Here is a 15,335-nt window from a genome sequence, read left to right as displayed (position 1 = left end):
TGGGCGCCCGGTCCAGGACCGGGCGCCCATCCTTTCTGTCATTCAGGAGTACGGCTACGGGTCAGGGACCGTTCTGTCCGCCGCCCTGGCCCCGTCCGCCGCCACCGCCGGGTCCGCCGATCGCGCCGTCCGGGAGTTCGAGGCCGGGGAACCGGTTGCCGTCGCCGCCGGGCTTGGCGTCGTCGCGGTCCTCGTCGTCGCGGTCGCGGTCCCGGTCGCCCTTCTCCTTGTCCTCCTTCTCCTTGCCCCGGGGGACGGAGACCGGGTTGAACCCGGGGGTGTCCGCCGCGTCCAGGGCCCCGGTCATCGCGATGCGCCAGATCGGACCGGGCAGGCAGCCGCCGCAGACCTTGTCGTAGTACTGGCCGCCGATGGTGACACCGAACATCGAGCTCTTCTCGCCGACGTCGTCACCGACCCACACCGCGGTGGAGAGGTTCGGCGTGTACCCGACGAACCAGGCGTCCTTGCGGTCGTTGGTCGTACCGGTCTTGCCCGCGTTGTCCCGGTCGCTCAGTCCGGCCTGCGTACCGGTGCCGTCCTCCACGACGCCCTTGAGCATCTGGTTGATCGTGTCCGCGGTCCTCTCGCTCATCGCCCGCGAGCAGGACGTCTTCGGCACGGAGAGCTTCTTGCCCTGCGGGTCCTTGATGGACTCGATGGCGATCGGCGTGCAGTAGGTGCCCCGGTTGGCGAACGCGGCGTAGGCGCCGGCCATGGAGAGCGGGGTGCTGACCTCGCCGCCGAGGGTGATCGACGGGTACTCGCCGACCTTCTTGCCGTCGCCGCGCTCGTAGCCGACCTTCTTGGCCATCTCCACGGTCTCGCAGAGGCCGGCCTTCTGCTCCAGCAGCGCGAAGTAGGTGTTGATGGACTTGCCGAGCGCGCTCGTCATGTCCCAGGTGCCCTTTTCGGACTCCAGCTCGTTCTGCAGGGCCCAGTCCGCGTAACCGGCTGGTGAACCCTTGCAGTTCCGGAAGTCCCGCTCCTTGAGCGTCATCTTCCAGTCCGTCGAGAACGATGTCGCCGGGCTGATGCCCTTCTCCAGCGCCGCGGCCGCGGTGAACGGCTTGAACGTCGAGCCGACCTGGAAGCCGTACGTGCTGCCGCCCATCTTGTTGCTGACGGAGAGGTTCAGCACGGTCTCGTTCTGCTTCTGGTCCAGGCCGTACGGGCGGGACTGCCCCATGGAGAGGATCTTGCCGCTGCCCGGCTGGACCTGCACCACGGACGCCGCGAACTTGTCGTCCTTGTTCACCTTGGCGGTGGCGGCCTCGTTGGCGGCCTTCTGGGCGCGCGGGTCCAGCGTGGTCCGGATGGTCAGACCGCCGAGGTTCCAGAGCTTGGCCCGGTCCTCGTCCGTCTTGCCGAAGGCGGGGTCGGTGAGGATCGTCTTGCGGACGTAGTCGCAGAAGAAGCCGGAGCCGCTGACGGCGGTGATGCAGCCGTTCTTCGGACGGGAGACGTCCAGCTTGATGGGCGTCTCCATGGCCTTGTCGGCCTCGGCCTGCGAGATGCTCTTGACCGCGGCCATCCGTGCCAGCACGGTGTTGCGGCGCTTGGTCGCCTCCTCCGTGTCGTTGACCGGGTCGTAGCGGCTCGGCGACTGGACGATGCCGGCGAGCAGCGCGGCCTCGGGGACGTTGAGGTCCTTGGCGTGCTTGGAGAAGTAGCGCTGGGAGGCGGCCTCGACGCCGTACGCCTGCTGCCCGAAGAACGTGATGTTGAGGTAGTTCTCCAGGATCTTCTTCTTGCCGAGCTCCTCCTCGACCTGGATCGCGTACTTCAGCTCGCGTACCTTGCGGCCGAGCGTCTGCTGCGTGGCCTCGGCGACCTTCTCCGGGTCGTCGCCCGCCTCCTCGACGAAGACGTTCTTCACGTACTGCTGAGTGAGGGTCGACGCGCCCTGCGCCGCCCCGCCCGCCTGCACGTTGCGGTTCATCGCGCGGAGGATGCCCTTGAGGTCGACCGCGCCGTGCTCGTAGAAGCGGGAGTCCTCGATCGCGATGATCGCGGCCTGCATGTGCGGCGAGATGTCCTTGAGCGGGACGACCGTGCGGTCGCGGGAGTACACGGTGGCGATGGTGCCGCCGTCGCGGTCCTGGATCGTGGTCCGCTGACTGAGCGGTGGAGTCTTGAGGTTGGAGGGGATCTCGTCGAACCCTTCGACCGTCCCCTTGGCGGCGAGCCCCAGCGCTCCGGCTGCGGGCAGCGCGATGCCTGCCAGGACAGCTCCGGAGAGCGCGGCGACACCGAGGAACTTGGCGGCCTGCTGGGTCGTGGTGAGACCCCCGCCCGAGCGCTTCTTTGGCATAGGGGGCAGCCTAATCCGTAGTGATGAACGTGTCGCAGGAGCAGGGGCCTCTCGGAGCGTTCGGGTACCGGACCGTGACATCCGGGCGGCTCGGACGCGACTTCCGGACCGGCCGACCGTGGTATCCGGACCGGTCGGCCCTGGTATCCGTACCGGTCGACCGGGGCATCCGGAAGGGCCGGCCGTGGTATCCGGAAGGGGGGCGCGCTCGTTCTGCGGGGTCCGTGGCGGTCTTCCGGTGGCGGTGGGCGCGGCATCCGACCGGGTTGGCCGCGGCATCCGGAAGGGCCGGCCGTGTCATCCGGAAGGGCGCGTGCCCGCCCTGCGGGTCCCTGGCCGTCTTCCGGCGGGAGAGGGGCTCGGCCGGCGGCGCCGCGCGGGCGCGCGCACGCGCGGCGCCTACGTTCTCATTCGCCGGACAGACGGAGAGGCCTTGGCCTAAGCTGCTCTCAACTGTCACAGCAGACCGGTTCCGTATCAAGTCCCCAGCCATCCCATGCGCATCTTCTGGTCATTCTTCGCCCGGCGGATGAGCAACCGCATGGTTCTTCACGTAGCCATCGAGGCGCTCCCGAAATCGCCCCGTATGTCGCGAGAAGTCCCTTGCGACTTGAGTGCACTGTCCCGTTTTCGCGGAGATAGTCGCGCATGTCCTCGGCTCACTCCCCTGGGTGATCTGCCGCATACGCATAGTCCGTTCGGACCATTCAAGATTGGGCCCGAAGGGGGTGTTGTGCTGTCCCCACCTTCCGTAACGTCCTCAACTGGCAGCGGTGAATATGCCGCTTCCGCCGTGGGGGAGCCTCGATTCGGGAGAGGACGGCGCCGGCATGGGCTGGGTAACCGACTGGAGTGCGCAGGCAGCCTGCCGCACTACCGATCCGGATGAACTGTTCGTACAAGGGGCAGCGCAGAACAGGGCCAAGGCGGTGTGCACCGGATGTCCGGTGCGGACCGAGTGCCTGGCCGATGCGCTCGACAATCGCGTCGAATTCGGCGTGTGGGGTGGAATGACGGAGCGCGAGCGCCGCGCACTGCTGCGGCGTCGGCCCACCGTCACGTCCTGGCGCCGACTGCTGGAGACCGCGCGCAGCGAGTACGAGCGGTCCACCGGTGTGCTGCCCGGGGTGATCGGGCTGGAGGACGAGGAGCTGCACGAGACGTACGCGGCCGTCGGGTAGGCGGCGGCACGGCTGAGCCGGCCGGCCCGTGTGCCATCAGGTCCGGAGGGCGGTGTCCCCTGCCGCTCCGGACGAGGGCGCCCGCGCCACGTCGGGCCGTGGGGCCCTGGTGTCCGTGCCGCTCCGGAGGCTGATGACGCCCGCGCCACCGCGGTGAGCGGCGGCCGCAGGTCGCTCCGGCGGGTGGTGCCTACACGTTGCTCCGGTGGGTGATGTCCGCACGTCGCTCCCGCGTGTGGTGTCCGTGCGTCGCTCCGGCGGCTGGTGTCTACGCCACTCCGGCAGGGGCAGGCGCGGAACCGTCCGCCAGGCGGTCCCCGATGGCCCGGAGGCCGTTCAGGTCGTGTACGTCGCCGGGCAGCGCTGCCACGGCCGTCACCGGCACCTCGGGGTGCAGTGCGGTGAAGCGGTCGCGGGTGCGGTGTTCGCGGGCGACGACCTGCATGCGCTCGGCGTGCAGACGCAGCAGACCCGCCGTCAGTTCCTCGACTCCCAGGGCCTCTTCGTCCAAGGCCTCGTCGCTCGGGATCTCGTCGTCGGTCGTGCCGGCGGAGTCGCCCGGGTCCGCGTCGGTCGTCACGTCGTCAGGGGTGGTCGCGGATGTCGCGATGCTCTCGTGGGGCGGCTCGTTCTCCGTCGTGTCCTCGTGCTCGGCTGCGGGCTCGGGGCCGGACGCCTGCCCGGCCTCGGGGGAGAGGGGCGGCTCGGTCGGTCCGGAAGCGGTGACCGCCGGGTCGGGGGCTTCCTGGTCACCAAGGCCAGCTTTCCCGGCCCTCTGATCCACAATGCGGGCGTCGTCAAGATTTTCCGTGCGGGCCTCGTCGAGGTTCTCCGCGGCGGCCAGCGCCTGCTCGGCGGAGAGCCGTGAGGCCTCGCTGCCGTGCACGCGGTTGAGGACCAGGCCGGCCAGCGGCATCTTCTCGGCGGCGAGCCGCTCCACGAAGTAGGCGGCCTCGCGCAGCGCGTCCTGTTCCGGAGTCGCCACCACGAGAAAGGCCGTGCCGGGCGCCTGGAGCAGCTTGTACGTGGCGTCCGCGCGGCTGCGGAAGCCGCCGAACATGGTGTCCATCGCGGCGACGAACGTCTGGACGTCCTTCAGGAACTGGCCGCCGAGCAGCTTGCCCAGCGTTCCGCTCATCATCGACATGCCGACGTTGAGGAACTTCATGCCGGCCCGGCCGCCCACCTTCGCGGGCGCCATCAGCAGCCGGATGAACTTCCCGTCGAGGAAGGACCCGAGCCGCTTCGGCGCGTCCAGGAAGTCCAGCGCGGAGCGCGAGGGCGGGGTGTCGACGATGATCAGGTCCCACTCGTCGCGCGCCCGCAGCTGCCCGAGCTTCTCCATCGCCATGTACTCCTGCGTACCGGCGAACCCGGCCGACAGGGACTGGTAGAAGGGGTTCTCCAGGATCGCCCGGGCCCGTTCGGCATCCGCGTGCGCCTCGACGGTCTCGTCGAAGGTCCGCTTCATGTCCAGCATCATGGCGTGCAGTTCGCCCTGGCCGTCGATGCCGTCGACCCGCCTCGGCACGTTGTCCAGCCGGTCGATGCCCATGGACTGGGCGAGCCGGCGGGCCGGGTCGATGGTGAGGACGACGACCTTCCGGCCGCGCTCGGCGGCCCGTACGCCCAGGGCGGCGGCGGTCGTGGTCTTGCCGACCCCGCCGGAGCCGCAGCACACGACGATCCGGATACCCGGGTCGTCCAGCAGCGCGTCCGTGTCCAGCCCCGCCGCGGACGCTTCCCCGCCGGCCGTGTCCGCCCTCATGCGTCTCCCTCTTCCCCCGCGCCCTGCTTACGGAGCTCCGTGGCCAGGTCGTGCAGTGCGGCGAGGTCCACCCCGTCGCCGATCAGCGGGAGCTCCGCCGTCGGCAGGCCGAGGCCGGCCAGCACCGCGCGCTGCTCCCGCTCCAGGCCGACCCGCTCGGCGTGCTCGGCCGCCTGCTCGACCAGGGGCCGTACGAGGGCGGCGGAACCGGTCACTCCGGCCCGGGTCAGCGCCTTGGCGATCTCCTTGCGGCGACCGCCCGCCGCGGTGCGCAGGGCGTCCTCGTCGAGCAGATGCGGGCGGACCATGTTGACGAAGACGCTGCCCACGGGCAGTTCGGCGGCGCGCAGCTCGGCGATGCCGTCCGCGGTCTCCTGGACCGGCATCTCCTCCAGGAGGGTCACCAGGTGCACCGCGGTCTGCGGGGACTTCAGGACCCGCATCACGGCCTGGGCCTGGTTGTGTATGGGGCCGATCCTGGCCAGCCCGGCGACCTCGTCGTTGACGTTCAGGAAGCGGGTGATCCGGCCGGTCGGCGGGGCGTCCATGATCACGTGGTCGTAGACGAACCGGCCCTGCCTGTCCTTGCGGCGTACGGCTTCGCAGGCCTTGCCGGTCAGCAGGACGTCTCGGACGCCGGGCGCGATGGTGGTGGCGAAGTCGATCGCGCCCAGCTTCTTCAGCGCCCGGCCGGCGCTGCCGAGCTTGTAGAACATCTGGAGGTAGTCGAGGAGGGCGAGCTCGGCGTCGATCGCCAGCGCGTACACCTCGCCGCCGCCCGGCGCGACGGCGATCTTGCGCTCCTCGTAGGGGAGCGCGTCGGAACCGAAGAGCTGGGCGATGCCCTGCCTGCCCTCGACCTCGACGAGGAGGGTGCGCCTGCCCTCGGTCGCGAGGGCGAGCGCGAGGGCGGCGGCGACCGTGGTCTTACCGGTACCGCCCTTGCCGCTGACGACCTGGAACCTGCTCACGTATTCGAGCCTAACCAGTCCTGCCCCGGCCTACGCACGGGACCGTACGTGCCAGGCGTTACAGTCGGGCCCATGACCAAGTGGGAATACGCGACCGTGCCCCTTCTCGTGCACGCGACCAAGCAGATTCTGGACACCTGGGGCGAGGACGGCTGGGAGCTGGTCCAGGTTGTTCCCGGCCCGAACAACCCCGAGCAGCTCGTGGCCTACCTGAAGCGGGAGAAGGCGTAGTGGCGGGCGCCGTCGAATCGCGCCTCGCCGAGCTGGGCCTGACCCTGCCCGCCGTCGTGCCGCCGCTGGCCTCGTACCAGCCGGCCGTGCGGTCCGGGGTGTACGTGTACACCTCGGGCCAGCTGCCGATGGTGGACGGCAAGCTCGCCGTCACCGGCAAGGTCGGCGCCGAGGTCACGCCGGACGAGGCGAAGGAGCTCGCGAAGACCTGCGCGCTCAACGCGCTGGCCGCCGTGAAGTCGGTCGCCGGTGACCTGGACCGGATCGAGCGCGTCGTGAAGGTCGTGGGCTTCGTCGCCTCGGCCTCCGACTTCACCGGCCAGCCCGCCGTGATCAACGGCGCCAGCGAGCTGCTGGGCGCGGTCCTCGGCGACAAGGGCGTGCACGCCCGCAGCGCCGTGGGCGTCGCCGTGCTGCCGCTGGACGCTCCGGTCGAGGTCGAGGTCCAGGTGGAGCTCGCCGACGCCTGAGGTTCCCCGTCCGCCCTGTCTTTCGATCCCGTCCGGTCACCGCGACCGGGCGGGATCGTTCGCGTACGGGGATGGGTGCGGGTACGGGGGTGGGTAGTCGGGCGCGTACGGGACAGCCGGGCCTCGTACGGGTCGCGCCTCGGGGGTACGCCGTGCCGCGCGGTACGGTGTGCCGCGTGGGCGCCCGCGGCACGGGGGCACGCAGGGCGGGGGGGCGAGGCACGGCGGGTGTGCTGCGAGGCGGGCCGGATGTGTACGGAGCGTGTCGGGTCACCGCGACGACCGGGGGCTCTCGAACATCGGCGCGGTTCCGGATAGCCTCCGGCCATGTCCCAAGGTCAGTGGTACCCCCCGGAATGGCCCGACCGGATCCGGGCGCTCGCCGCCGGTGAGCTGACGGCCGCACCGCCCCGGCGGGCCGCGACGGTGATGCTCCTCCGCGATGCCGCGGGCGGCCCCGGCGTCGGCGGGCCCCGCGTGCACATGCTGCGCCGCCGGACCTCCATGGCCTTCGCCGGGGGCGCGTACGCCTATCCGGGTGGCGGAGTGGATCCGCGCGACGACGACCGGCTGATCGGGTGGGCCGGGCCCCCGTTGGAGCACTGGGCCGCCCGGCTCGGCGTGGCGACGGTCACCGAGGCGCAGGCCGTCGTCTGCGCGGCGGTGCGCGAGACGTTCGAGGAGGCGGGCGTCCTGCTCGCCGGGCCGACCGCCACCACCGTGGTCGGCGACACGACCGGGGACGACTGGGAGGCCGACCGGGAGGCGCTGGTCGCCCGGGAGCTGTCCTTCGCGGAGTTCCTGGACCGGCGCGGCCTGGTGCTGCGCTCGGACCTGCTGGGCGCCTGGGCGCGCTGGATCACCCCGGAGTTCGAACCGCGCCGGTACGACACCTGGTTCTTCGTCGCCGCGCTTCCCGAGGGGCAGCGCACCCGGGACGTCTCCACCGAGGCCGACCGCACGGTGTGGATCGACCCGGCGGAGGCGGCCCGCCGCTACGACGCGGGCGAGCTGCTGATGATGCCGCCCACCGTGACCACGCTGCGGGCCCTCGCGCCCCACAGGACGGCCGCCGAGGCGCTCGGGGCGGCCGACGGGCAGGACATGACCCCGGTCCTCGCGCAGGCCCGCATGGAGGGCGGGGAGCTGGTGCTGAGCTGGCCGGGGCACGACGAGTTCACCCAGCACGTCCCCGCGGCGCCAGTGGCTTCAGCGGGCCCGGGTGCCCCGGCGGGCGGTGGAGCGTGAGCGACGCGGCGGCCCTGCCCGGACAGCCGCGCGGAACCGTGGCCTCCGGCCCCGCGACCACCCGCACGGTCAACATCCTCGCGCCCAACCCGTCCGCGATGACCCTCGACGGGACGAACACCTGGATCGTGGCCGAGCCCGACGCGGATCTCGCGGTCGTCATCGATCCCGGGCCGCTCGACGACGTACACCTGCGGGCCGTGATCGAGGCGGTGGAGCGGTCCGGGCGGCGCGTGGGCCTCACGCTGCTCACCCACGGCCACCCCGACCACGCGGAGGGCGCGGGCCGGTTCGCGGAGCTGACGGGGACGAAGGTACGGGCCCTGGACGCGGCGCTGCGGCTGGGCGACGAGGGCCTCGCGGCCGGCGACGTGATCACCACCGGCGGCCTGGAATTGCGTGTAGTGCCGACGCCGGGGCACACCGCGGACTCGCTCTCGTTCCATCTGCCCGCCGACCGGGCGGTGCTGACGGGCGACACGATTCTGGGCCGCGGTACGACGGTGGTCGCGCACCCGGACGGGCGGCTCGGCGACTACCTGGACTCGCTCAGGCGGCTGCGGTCGCTGACGGTCGACGACGGCGTCCACACGGTGCTGCCGGGCCACGGGCCGGTGCTGGAGGACGCGCAGGGGGCGGTGGAGTTCTACCTGGCCCACCGCGCGCACCGGCTCGCCCAGGTGGAGACCGCGGTGGAGGCCGGGCACCGCACGCCGTCGGACGTGGTGGCGACGGTCTACGCCGACGTGGACCGCTCCCTGTGGCCGGCCGCCGAACTGTCGGTGCGGGCCCAGCTGGAGTACCTGACCGAGCACGGGCTGATCCAGCCCTGATCCGGCTGCCCCGGCTCCCGTGAGGCGAAGGGCGCCTTCACCGCGCGGCGAAGGGCCCCGCCGACGGACGTGGCGGAGCGCGTACTCGCGTACTCCGGTACGTGCCCCGGTCGGCGGGGCCCTTCGCGTACGGGGCCGGGGGTCAGCGCGAACGCTTCGCCAGCCGCTCCACGTCCAGCAGGATGACCGCACGGGCCTCCAGGCGCAGCCAGCCGCGGCCCGCGAAGTCCGCGAGCGCCTTGTTGACCGTCTCGCGGGAGGCGCCGACCAGCTGGGCCAGCTCCTCCTGGGTGAGGTCGTGCACGACGTGGATGCCTTCCTCGGACTGGACGCCGAAGCGGCGCGACAGGTCCAGGAGGGCGCGGGCGACCCGGCCCGGCACGTCGGAGAAGACCAGGTCGGACATCTGGTCGTTGGTCTTGCGCAGCCGGCGGGCGACCGCGCGCAGCAGCGCGGTGGCCACCTCGGGCCGGGCGTTCAGCCAGGGCTGCAGGTCGCCGTGGCCGAGACCGAGGAGCTTGACCTCGGTCAGCGCGGAGGCGGTGGCCGTACGCGGGCCCGGGTCGAAGAGCGACAGCTCCCCGATCAGCTCGCCGGGGCCGAGCACGGCCAGCATGTTCTCGCGCCCGTCGGGCGAGGTGCGGTGGAGCTTCACCTTGCCCTCGGTGACCACGTACAGGCGGTCACCCTGGTCGCCCTCGTGGAACAGCGCGTCTCCGCGCGCGAGGGTCACCTCACTCATCGAGGCGCGGAGCTCCGCGGCCTGCTCATCATCGAGCGCCGCGAAAAGCGGGGCGCGCCGCAGAACGTCGTCCACGAGTTCTCTCCTTGTCGGCCTGTTCAGGGAACCGTGGTCCCCATCATGCAGGACGGTAAAACAGTGCGATCAATCACAAACCAGTTTGACGCACGGGCGTGCCGGACCGTACGGCAGGGGGCCGATCGGGGGTGGATATGCCGTGACACCGGTGGTTGTCGGTGCCTGGCTCTAGGCTGGCCGGGTGTCCAGAACGCCGGGGAGAGTGCAGGCCAAGGGGGCTGACGGGGTCCTGAAGGGCGACGATTCCGCTGTGGGCGAACAGCCTCGGTCGCGCCCGGAGAATGCCGCGAATGGCTCCCCCGGAGGGGCGCACGGCTCCCCCGGAGAGCCGGGAAAGCCGCTCCGGAAGTCGGCCAGGAGGTCCGCAGTGTCACCGTCGTCATCGTCAACGCCCGGCAAATCCAGCAATCCCGATAAAGCTGACGAAACCGGTAAAGCTACCAAGGCGGCCAAGGCAACCAGGACGGCCAAGGCTTCTTCGGCGGGCAAGGCGCCGAAGGCGGAGTCGCATCTCGCGATGGTCCGCCGGGCGCGCCGGATCAACCGCGAGCTCGCCGAGGTCTACCCGTACGCCCATCCCGAGCTGGACTTCCGTAACCCGTTCGAACTCCTCGTGGCCACGGTCCTCTCCGCCCAGACCACGGACCTGAGGGTCAACCAGACCACCCCCGCGCTTTTCGCCGCCTACCCCACCCCCGAGGACATGGCGGCGGCCGTGCCGGAGGAGATGGAGGAGATCATCCGGCCGACCGGGTTCTTCCGGGCCAAGACCAAGTCGCTGCTGGGCCTCTCGGCCGCCCTCCGGGACGACTTCGGCGGCGAGGTCCCGGGGCGCCTGAAGGACCTCGTGAAGCTGCCCGGCGTCGGCCGCAAGACCGCCAACGTGGTCCTGGGCAACGCCTTCGGCGTCCCCGGCATCACCGTCGACACGCACTTCGGACGCCTGGTGCGGCGCTGGAAGTGGACCGACGAGGAGGATCCGGTGAAGGTCGAGGCGGTCGTCGCCGGGATCTTCCCCAAGAGCGAGTGGACGATGCTCTCGCATCGGGTGGTGTTCCACGGCCGCCGGATCTGCCACGCCCGCAAGCCCGCCTGCGGGGCCTGCCCCATCGCCCCGCTCTGTCCGTCCTACGGCGAGGGCGAGACCGATCCGGAGAAGGCGAGGAAGCTCCTCAAGTACGAGATGGGCGGTTATCCCGGCCAGCGGCTCAGCCCGCCCGCCGACTACCCGGGCAAGCCCGCGCCCGCGCTCGGGGCCGGGTGAGGGAGACGACTCCGCGCACGGCCCCCGCCGCCTTCACCCCCGCCGCCTTCACCCCCGCACTTTCACCCCTCAGGACGGAACGGCTCGGAACGAAATGGCCGACGACAGGCGTTGTGAATCGATGGGGGTGCCCATGACGCACACGCACACACACGGCACGACGCACGCCGGGAACGGCCTCGCCGGAGACGACCTCACCGCGAACGGCCTCGCCGAGGAGCCCGGGCGCGGCGGACCCGGCCCTGCCCCCGGCCCGGCCGTCGACGTCACCACCGACGGCCTGCCCTCCTGGCTCGACCCCGTCGCCGCCGCCGCGCGGAGCGTCCAGCCGCAGCAGCTCAGCCGCTTCCTGCCGCCCGCGAGCGGGGCGGGCCGGCAGTCCGCCGTCCTGGTCCTGTTCGGCGAGGGGCAGCGCGGGCCCGAGCTGCTGCTGATGGAGCGTTCCGGGACCCTGCGCTCCCACGCCGGGCAGCCGTCCTTCCCCGGCGGTGCGCTGGATCCCGAGGACGGCGACCAGGCCACCACCGGGCCCCTGAGGGCGGCGCTGCGGGAGGCCGAGGAGGAGACCGGGCTCGACCCCCGGGGCGTGCAGATCTTCGGTGTGCTGCCCCGGCTCTACATCCCGGTCAGCAGCTTCGTCGTCACGCCGGTGCTCGGCTGGTGGCGTGCGCCCAGCCCGGTCGGGGTGGTCGATCCGGCCGAGACGGCCCGGGTCTTCACGGTTCCCGTGGCGGATCTCACGGACCCCGCGAATCGGGCCACGGCCATCCACCCGAGCGGGCACAGCGGCCCGGCATTTCTGGTCGAATCGGCCCTGGTCTGGGGGTTCACCGCCGGAGTGATCGACCGAATTGTGCACTACGCCGGATGGGAACGCCCCTGGGACAGGGCCAGACAGGTGCCGCTCGACTGGCGCGCATGACACGCTGGCTGTCCTGCTGCGCTGTTCCGGGCCCGGCCCGGACCCCGTCACCACCGACGGGCCAGGTGACGAAACTGCGAGGCTACAGACGGTGAACGTGCTGGACATCCTGCTGCTGCTGGCTGCCGTGTGGTTCGCGGTCATCGGCTACCGCCAGGGTTTCGTCGTCGGCATCCTGTCGGTGATCGGCTTCCTCGGGGGCGGTCTCGTCGCCGTCTACCTGCTGCCGGTCATCTGGGACCGGTTGACCGAGGACGCCGAGGTCTCCACCGCCGTCGCCATCGGCGCGGTCGTCATCGTGATCGTCTGCGCCTCGGTCGGCCAGGCCTTCACCACCCACCTCGGCAACAGACTCCGCCGGTACATCACGTGGTCGCCCGCGCGCGCCCTGGACGCCACCGGCGGCGCCCTGGTCAACGTGGTGGCCATGCTGCTGGTGGCCTGGATGATCGGCCTGCTGCTGGCGGGCACCTCGCTGCCGACCCTCGGCAAGGAGGTCCGCAGCTCCTCGGTGCTGCTCGGGGTCGACCGGGTGATGCCGAAGCAGGCGCCCAGCTGGTTCCAGGACTTCTCGTCCGTCCTGGCGCAGAACGGCTTCCCCCAGGTCTTCAGCCCCTTCGCCAACGAACCGATCACCGAGGTGAAGGCCCCCGACCCGGCCCTCGTGGGCAGCCCGGTGGCCGCCCGCGCCAAGAAGTCGATCGTCAAGGTCGTGGGCACCGCCCCGAGCTGCGGCAAGGTCCTCGAAGGCACCGGCTTCGTCTTCTCCGAGCGCCGCGTGATGACCAACGCCCACGTGGTCGGCGGCGTGGAGGAGCCCACGGTGCAGATCGGCGGCGAGGGCCGGCTGTACGACGCGAAGGTCGTCCTCTACGACTGGCAGCGCGACATCGCGGTCCTGGACGTCCCCGATCTCCGGGCCAGGCCACTGGAGTTCACCAGCCCGGACGACGACGCGGAGACCGGCGACAGCGCGATCGTCGCCGGCTTCCCCGAGAACGGCGCGTACGACGTGCGCTCGGCCCGCGTCCGCGCCCGCATCGACGCCGACGGCCCGGACATCTACCACCGGGGCACGGTGCGCCGCGATGTGTACTCGCTCTACGCGACGGTGCGCCAGGGCAACTCGGGCGGCCCGCTGCTCACTCCGGACGGAAAGGTGTACGGAGTGGTGTTCGCCAAGTCGCTCGACGACCCGGACACCGGCTACGCGCTGACGGTCGACGAGATCCGCGAGGACATCGAGATCGGCCGGGAGGCCGACCAGCAGGTCGACAGCCAGGGCTGCGCCCTCTGAGGTCTGTCCCCCCCGGCGGACCCGCCCATGGGTCCGCCGCTGGGCCCGCCCGTGAATCCCCCCGAGGCCCCCGCGATCGGTTTCGGCCGGGCCGGTGAGGGTCAGTTACGGGGGTGTCGGAGCCGTGCCGAGACCCAGCGGGCCCGACGGCGGAGGATACGCGGAATCCCGAGACGGGAACGGTGAAGGTCATGCACTTCGTGCACCCGGCCCCGGGGGCCGCCCCCCTCATGAGTGCTCACACCGGCTGACGCGGTGGAGCGGCGGTTGCGTGCTTCGTCAGTGAAGTCGTGCGTCCAGCCCATACCCCGACGTCTGCCCGTGACCCAAGGTCGGTAATCGTGCGCGAGTCAGCCAATTGGCCTATGCGGCAGGCAATTGGCCGTCCCTCGGACGTGCGTGCCCGTGACGGGCGGGCGGCTACCGGTCGGGCTCGGGGTCCTTGAGCCAGTTGATGAGTTCGGTGGAGAAGCCGATCGGATCCTCCTCGTGCGGGAAGTGCCCGACACCGTCGAAAAGTCGCCACCGGTAGGGCGCCTCGACGTACTGCCCGGACCCGGCCGAACTGCGGGTGCGGACCGCCGGATCGAGCGATCCGTGCAGGTGCAGCGTGGGCACCCGGACGGGACGCTTCATCCGCCGGTTGAACTGGATCCCGTCCGGACGCGCCATCGACCGCACCATCCAGCGGTACGGCTCGATCGAGCAGTGGGCGGTGGAGGGGATGCTCATGGCCCGCCGGTAGACGTCCAGGGCCTCCTCGTCGGGGAACTCCGGGGTGCGGGGCCCCGCCCAGTCCTGGATGAGGCTTCCGACCAGCGCCGCGTCGTCCGCGAGGAGCTGACGCTCCGGCAGCCACGGGCGCTGGAAGCCCCAGACGTACGAACCGGCCCGCGACTGCGCGAAGTCGGACAGCATCGAGGAGCGCCAGCGGCGCGGGTGCGGCATGGAGGAGACGGCGAGCCGGCGGACCAGCTTGGGCCGCATCACGGCGGCCGTCCAGGCGAGGTAGCCGCCGAGGTCGTGGCCGACCAGGGCCGCGTCGGGCTCACCGAGGGAGCGGATCACCCCGGTGACGTCGAGGGCCAGGTTGGCGGGGTCGTAACCGCGCGGTGTGCGGTCGCTGCCGCCCACCCCGCGCAGGTCCATCGCGACAGCCCGGAACCCCGCGTCGGCGAGCGCGGGCAGCTGGTGGCGCCAGGTCCACCAGAACTGCGGGAAGCCGTGCAGCAGGAGCACCAGCGGCCCCTCGCCCATCTCCGCGATGTGGAAGCGCGCGCCGTTGGCGGCCACGTCGCGGTGGGTCCAGGGGCCGTCGAGACGCACCGGGCCCCCGGCGGCGGCCCGGCCCGCGGGGCTCACGGAGTCCGCGGGGCCGGTGGCCTGCTCGGCCGGGGCCGCCGGGCCCTCAGGGGCCATGGGGCCCTCGGGAGCTGCCGGGCCCGTCGGGCCGAATGCGCTGGAATCGGGAACCGTCATGTGGTCGAGCGTGCCACAGCGTCGGCCTTGCCCTTGCCGGAGGCGCCCCCGGCGCTCTCGACGCCCTTCTTCGACAGCGTGCTGCCGGAGCGCTCGATGATCGCGGCGGCCTCGATCGACGGGCGCGGGTGCGGCTTGGCCTTCTGGAGGACGGCGGCGGTCTGCTTGGCGGAGGCGATGGACTTCTCCGGCGGCTTGATCTTCTTGAACTTCCGCAGACCGATGAACCCGATCAGGGCGGCCAGGAGGATGAAGGCCCCCGCCACGATCAGGAACGACCACGCCAGGCCCAGGCCCAGATTGTGGATCCCGTACGCGGCGGCGAAGCTCAGCATCGGCATGGTGAACAGCAGCAGCACGCCCGCAGCGATGAACGCCGCGCTGCCGATCACCCCGCGCTTGACGTCCTGCCGCACCTCCGCCTTGGCCAGGGCGATCTCGTCGTGCACCAGCGCGGACATCTCGGCCGTGGCCGAGGCGACCAACTGCCCGATGCTGCGGTCCGCACTGCCCGCGTAGTTGCCGGGGTCGCTCATC

General features: G+C 71.6%; 15 protein-coding genes. 8 read left to right on the top strand and 7 right to left on the bottom strand.

Annotated elements, in window-relative coordinates:
- Nucleotides 1-61: 61 nt before the first annotated feature.
- On the bottom strand, nucleotides 62-2,314 hold the full coding sequence (locus DTB53_RS26225) for a transglycosylase domain-containing protein (RefSeq protein ID WP_003967459.1): 2,253 nt from the start codon (nucleotides 2,312-2,314) through the stop codon (nucleotides 62-64).
- Between the two features lie 830 nt (nucleotides 2,315-3,144).
- Between DTB53_RS26225 and DTB53_RS26215 the strand changes: the two genes are divergently transcribed.
- Nucleotides 3,145-3,495: a WhiB family transcriptional regulator gene (locus DTB53_RS26215; RefSeq protein WP_003967458.1), complete on the top strand. Its 351-nt coding sequence runs from the start codon at nucleotides 3,145-3,147 to the stop codon at nucleotides 3,493-3,495.
- Between the two features lie 268 nt (nucleotides 3,496-3,763).
- Here DTB53_RS26215 and bagB read toward each other — a convergent pair whose 3' ends face one another.
- Nucleotides 3,764-5,263 (bottom strand): ATPase BagB, encoded by a 1,500-nt coding sequence (gene bagB / locus DTB53_RS26210; protein WP_012379819.1) that lies wholly within the window; start codon nucleotides 5,261-5,263, stop codon nucleotides 3,764-3,766.
- Nucleotides 5,260-6,234 carry an ATPase BagA gene (bagA, locus tag DTB53_RS26205; protein WP_003967455.1) on the bottom strand — a complete coding sequence of 325 codons (975 nt, stop codon included), beginning with the start codon at nucleotides 6,232-6,234 and terminating at the stop codon, nucleotides 5,260-5,262. The genes bagB and bagA overlap by 4 nt, the downstream gene beginning before the upstream one ends.
- Before the next feature lie 72 nt (nucleotides 6,235-6,306).
- On the opposite strand from bagA, the gene sp36 reads away from it, so the two are divergent.
- The 4 genes from sp36 to DTB53_RS26185 all read left to right on the top strand — a co-directional run bounded on the left by sp36 (nucleotide 6,307) and on the right by DTB53_RS26185 (nucleotide 9,016).
- Nucleotides 6,307-6,465 (top strand): Sp36 family protein, encoded by a 159-nt coding sequence (sp36, locus tag DTB53_RS26200; protein ID WP_003967454.1) that lies wholly within the window; start codon nucleotides 6,307-6,309, stop codon nucleotides 6,463-6,465.
- Nucleotides 6,465-6,935 (top strand): RidA family protein, encoded by a 471-nt coding sequence (locus DTB53_RS26195; protein ID WP_003967453.1) that lies wholly within the window; start codon nucleotides 6,465-6,467, stop codon nucleotides 6,933-6,935. Before sp36 ends, DTB53_RS26195 begins: the two co-directional genes overlap by 1 nt.
- Before the next feature lie 327 nt (nucleotides 6,936-7,262).
- Nucleotides 7,263-8,183, top strand: coding sequence for an NUDIX hydrolase (locus DTB53_RS26190; RefSeq protein WP_012379818.1), 921 nt, complete (start codon nucleotides 7,263-7,265; stop codon nucleotides 8,181-8,183).
- The gene (locus tag DTB53_RS26185; RefSeq protein ID WP_012379817.1) at nucleotides 8,180-9,016 is read left to right on the top strand and encodes an MBL fold metallo-hydrolase; all 837 of its coding nucleotides are present in this window, start codon (nucleotides 8,180-8,182) and stop codon (nucleotides 9,014-9,016) included. The genes DTB53_RS26190 and DTB53_RS26185 overlap by 4 nt, the downstream gene beginning before the upstream one ends.
- 142 nt (nucleotides 9,017-9,158) lie before the next feature.
- On the opposite strand, the gene DTB53_RS26180 is transcribed toward DTB53_RS26185, so the two are convergent.
- On the bottom strand, nucleotides 9,159-9,833 hold the full coding sequence (locus DTB53_RS26180; RefSeq protein ID WP_003967450.1) for a Crp/Fnr family transcriptional regulator: 675 nt from the start codon (nucleotides 9,831-9,833) through the stop codon (nucleotides 9,159-9,161).
- Between the two features lie 520 nt (nucleotides 9,834-10,353).
- On the opposite strand from DTB53_RS26180, the gene nth reads away from it, so the two are divergent.
- From nth to DTB53_RS26165, 3 genes are all read left to right on the top strand, one after another.
- Nucleotides 10,354-11,100, top strand: a complete 747-nt coding sequence (gene nth, locus DTB53_RS26175; protein ID WP_012379816.1) for an endonuclease III — start codon at nucleotides 10,354-10,356, stop codon at nucleotides 11,098-11,100.
- Nucleotides 11,101-11,233: 133 nt separating this feature from the next.
- Nucleotides 11,234-12,022, top strand: coding sequence for an NUDIX hydrolase (locus DTB53_RS26170; RefSeq protein ID WP_030701089.1), 789 nt, complete (start codon nucleotides 11,234-11,236; stop codon nucleotides 12,020-12,022).
- Between the two features lie 91 nt (nucleotides 12,023-12,113).
- The gene (locus DTB53_RS26165) at nucleotides 12,114-13,319 is read left to right on the top strand and encodes a MarP family serine protease (RefSeq protein WP_003967446.1); all 1,206 of its coding nucleotides are present in this window, start codon (nucleotides 12,114-12,116) and stop codon (nucleotides 13,317-13,319) included.
- Between the two features lie 101 nt (nucleotides 13,320-13,420).
- On the opposite strand, the gene DTB53_RS37565 is transcribed toward DTB53_RS26165, so the two are convergent.
- The 3 genes from DTB53_RS37565 to DTB53_RS26150 form a co-directional block, all read right to left on the bottom strand.
- The gene (locus DTB53_RS37565; RefSeq protein ID WP_075025224.1) at nucleotides 13,421-13,624 is read right to left on the bottom strand and encodes a hypothetical protein; all 204 of its coding nucleotides are present in this window, start codon (nucleotides 13,622-13,624) and stop codon (nucleotides 13,421-13,423) included.
- Between the two features lie 115 nt (nucleotides 13,625-13,739).
- Nucleotides 13,740-14,798 carry an alpha/beta fold hydrolase gene (locus DTB53_RS26155; protein WP_012379815.1) on the bottom strand — a complete coding sequence of 353 codons (1,059 nt, stop codon included), beginning with the start codon at nucleotides 14,796-14,798 and terminating at the stop codon, nucleotides 13,740-13,742.
- The gene (locus DTB53_RS26150) at nucleotides 14,795-15,334 is read right to left on the bottom strand and encodes a phage holin family protein (RefSeq protein WP_012379814.1); all 540 of its coding nucleotides are present in this window, start codon (nucleotides 15,332-15,334) and stop codon (nucleotides 14,795-14,797) included. Before DTB53_RS26150 ends, DTB53_RS26155 begins: the two co-directional genes overlap by 4 nt.
- Nucleotide 15,335: the final 1 nt, after the last annotated feature.

The organism is Streptomyces griseus (genome assembly GCF_900460065.1).
GTDB classification, from domain to species: domain Bacteria; phylum Actinomycetota; class Actinomycetes; order Streptomycetales; family Streptomycetaceae; genus Streptomyces; species Streptomyces griseus.
Note: the sequence above shows the minus strand (reverse complement) of the source record. Positions and strands in the feature narration are given on the sequence as shown.

Bases quoted from the DNA above. Each gene is read 5' to 3' on its own strand.
- DTB53_RS26225 (WP_003967459.1), bottom strand. From the start codon at position 2,314: ATGCCAAAGAAGCGCTCGGGCGGGGGTCTCACCACGACCCAGCAGGCC.
- DTB53_RS37565 (WP_075025224.1), bottom strand. From the start codon at position 13,624: ATGGGCTGGACGCACGACTTCACTGACGAAGCACGCAACCGCCGCTCC.
- DTB53_RS26170 (WP_030701089.1), top strand. From the start codon at position 11,234: ATGACGCACACGCACACACACGGCACGACGCACGCCGGGAACGGCCTC.
- DTB53_RS26150 (WP_012379814.1), bottom strand. From the start codon at position 15,334: ATGAGCGACCCCGGCAACTACGCGGGCAGTGCGGACCGCAGCATCGGG.
- sp36 (WP_003967454.1), top strand. From the start codon at position 6,307: ATGACCAAGTGGGAATACGCGACCGTGCCCCTTCTCGTGCACGCGACC.
- DTB53_RS26155 (WP_012379815.1), bottom strand. From the start codon at position 14,798: ATGACGGTTCCCGATTCCAGCGCATTCGGCCCGACGGGCCCGGCAGCT.
- DTB53_RS26215 (WP_003967458.1), top strand. From the start codon at position 3,145: ATGGGCTGGGTAACCGACTGGAGTGCGCAGGCAGCCTGCCGCACTACC.
- nth (WP_012379816.1), top strand. From the start codon at position 10,354: ATGGTCCGCCGGGCGCGCCGGATCAACCGCGAGCTCGCCGAGGTCTAC.
- bagB (WP_012379819.1), bottom strand. From the start codon at position 5,263: ATGAGGGCGGACACGGCCGGCGGGGAAGCGTCCGCGGCGGGGCTGGAC.
- DTB53_RS26190 (WP_012379818.1), top strand. From the start codon at position 7,263: ATGTCCCAAGGTCAGTGGTACCCCCCGGAATGGCCCGACCGGATCCGG.